Source organism: uncultured Cetobacterium sp. (assembly GCF_947039425.1).
In the GTDB taxonomy this organism is placed as follows: Bacteria; Fusobacteriota; Fusobacteriia; order Fusobacteriales; family Fusobacteriaceae; genus Cetobacterium_A.
Genome location: NZ_CAMQYW010000253.1, coordinates 1 through 2,915, shown reverse-complemented (window position 1 = coordinate 2,915; position 2,915 = coordinate 1). Strand labels below are relative to the sequence as shown.

Sequence of the window (2,915 nt, the reverse complement as noted above, 5' to 3'; positions counted from 1 at the left end):
AGTATTTAAATTCAACTCAAGGAGAATGGCATATACCTTGTCCAGAGTGTGGAGAGTATGTAACTTTTTCATGGGATAGAATGAGATTTTCAGAAGATATACAAGTAGAACCTACAATGGTTTGTCCAATATGTGAAACAGAGAGTAATGAAGATAGTTGGAAAGCAGGAGGACAACAAAAGGGGATGTGGATACATAAAAATAATGAAAAAAATATGTATGGGTACAAGTTATCAGCACTTGCAAGTCCTTGGGTAACTTGGAAGAAAATAGTACAAGAATATTTAGAAAAAAAAGATGATTTAGAAAAATTAAAAGCATTTCATAATACTGTACTTGGTGAAACATGGGATGAAGAGCTTGAACAGACAATAGGACATGAAGCTTTATTTAAAAGAAGAGAAAGATATAAAGAACTTCCAGATCAAGTTGGAGTGATAGCATTAGCTATCGATGTTCAAGATGGATGGTTTCAACTTGAATATGTTGGTTATGGCTTAAAAATGGAAAGTTGGGGTCTTGGAACATATAAAGTTACAGGAAATTTAAGTGAAAAATCAACTTGGAATAGATTAGATCAATATATAAATAAAAAATTTATAGATGAGGAAACAGGAAGAACTTTAAGAGTAGAAGTAACAGCAATAGATACAGGAGGACATTATACAGATGAAGCTTATGACTTTATTTCAGCAAGACAAGAAAGAGCAGTATATGGAATAAAAGGAATAGGAGGAAATGGAAGACCTGGATTTAATGGATTTAAATTAACCAAATGTAAAAGAGTTAATTTAGTTTCTTTAGGAGTAAATACCTTGAAAAACATTGTATTTGCAAGATTATTAGTTAATAAGCCAGGAGAAGGTTATTGTCATTTTAATTCAAATCCTAAATATGGATATGATGAAGAATATTTTGAAAGCATAACTGGAGAAGTTAAAAAGATTAATAAAAGAGGAAATATAATATGGGAAAAGATAAGACCAAGAAATGAAGCTTTAGATATAAGAGCATATATAATTGGAATATTACTAACTATTGGAATTGATGTTGAAGAAATAGAAAGAATTTTAAAAAATCAAAAAAATAAAAGTAAATAAAATATATTTATGGAGTTGACTATGAGTACAGGATTAACTTTAGAAGAAGCAAGGCAAAGATATAGAGAATATCTTTTAGCAGAGGAAGCAATTTTACTAGGTCAAGAATATGAAACAAAAGCAGGAATTAAATTAAAAAAAGCAAATTTAAAAGATGTACAAATAGGAATAAAACTATGGGAAGAGAGGTGTATTCAGTTAGAAAATAATAATAGTGGTGGAATTGGGATAATTTCAATAGCATTGAAATAAGGAGTAAGTTGTGGGAAAAAAAACTCAAAGAAAAGTAGGAACTCAAAGTAAAGGGATTCCTCAAAGACAAGATTTTTCAAATTACAGTAGATCAGGTGCAAGTTTAGTAAATAAAGCTTTAATGGATATTAATTCTTTTTTAAATACTCCAGATGAAGATATATCAGATAATATAGATATTTTGAAAGCTAGATCTAGAGAAATGTATATGGGAAATTCTGTAGGAATAGCTGCAATTAGAAAAATAAGAACTAATTCAATTGGAATAGGATTAAAACTAAAATCAACAATTGATTATAAGATTATAGGCATATCACAAGAGGAAGCAGAGGAGCTAGAGGATAGATTAGAGTCTTTATGGGAATACTGGGCAGAATCAACAGAATGTGATTATAACAGAATGAAGAATTTCTATCAATTACAAGCTTTAGCAATGACATCTAAATTAGTTGATGGTGAAGCATTTGCTGTTATGCCATATAAAAGTAATTTAAAAGAAGCTTTCGAATTAAAAGTTAGATTATTAGATTCAGCAAATTGTGTATCACCTAATGGAAGTGATAGTGACACAATTGTTAAAGGAGTTGAGACAGACCCTGAAGGAGTTCCAGTAGCATATTATTTTGCTAGAGATAAAGAAAAAACAGATGTTGTTAAAGTCCCAATATTTGGAGAAAAATCAGGTAGAAGAAATATAATACATGTTTTTGATTCTGAAAGAATAGGGCAAAAAAGAGGGATTCCTCTTTTATCTCCTTTGATAGAAGAATTGCATCAAATAACAAAAGTTGGAAGAGCAGAGTTAAAAAATATAGCCGTTTCAACCATATTTTCAGCTTTTATAAAAAATGAAAGTCAAGAAACTATGTTAAAAGGTGCAAGTAAATTAGGAGAAAAACCAGCTAAAGAGATTCCTATATTACAATTTGATTCTGGAAATTTTGGAGAATTAGCTCCAGGACAGGACATTGTATTTGCAAATCCTAATAGACAGTATTCTCCATTAGATACATTTATAGGGTCTATTATAAAGAAAATTGGAGCGGCTTTAGAGATACCAAATGATGTTTTAATAAGTTATTTTAACAAAAGTTATTCAGCATCTCGTGCAGCTTTAAATGAAGCCTGGAGAACATATTTAGTTCATAGACAGAATTTTTTAATTGAATTTTGTAATCCTATATACTCTGAATTTGTTGATTATTTGATAGATAAAAAACAAATTGAATTAAAGGGTTATAAAGAAGATTTACTTAAAAGAAGAGCATATTTAAGTTGTGAATGGATAGGAAGTAGTCCAGGACAAATAGATCCTATTAAAGAGGTTAGAGCAAGTATAGAAAAAATTAATAATGGCTTATCAACAAGAGAAAGAGAAATGAAAGCTTTAGGATTAGGAGAATATGATAAAATCCAAAATCAAAGAAAAAGAGAAGTATTAAATGAACTAAAATTAGAAGAGTTAAAAAGAAAATCGAGAGAACTAAAAGGTGGTGAGACAAATGTCGTGGTGGAGAGCGGTAAAGAAAAAAAATAATGTTGCTGAAATTTTAATTTTCGGAG

General features: G+C 29.6%; 3 protein-coding genes. All 3 read left to right on the top strand.

The features are described from left to right. The coding region (locus tag Q0V09_RS10030) for a terminase gpA endonuclease subunit (protein ID WP_297489154.1) at window positions 1-1,100 on the top strand (1,100 nt) is incomplete at its 5' end. A 21-nt stretch (window positions 1,101-1,121) separates the two neighbouring features. Further along, entirely contained in the window at window positions 1,122-1,352 is a 231-nt protein-coding gene (locus tag Q0V09_RS10025; RefSeq protein WP_297489151.1) for a hypothetical protein, read from the top strand. Window positions 1,353-1,362: 10 nt separating this feature from the next. Then, window positions 1,363-2,889 (top strand): phage portal protein, encoded by a 1,527-nt coding sequence (locus tag Q0V09_RS10020; RefSeq protein ID WP_297489148.1) that lies wholly within the window; start codon window positions 1,363-1,365, stop codon window positions 2,887-2,889. The last annotated feature ends 26 nt before the right edge of the window (window positions 2,890-2,915 follow it).

Bases quoted from the DNA above. Each gene is read 5' to 3' on its own strand.
- Q0V09_RS10025 (WP_297489151.1), top strand. From the start codon at position 1,122: ATGAGTACAGGATTAACTTTAGAAGAAGCAAGGCAAAGATATAGAGAA.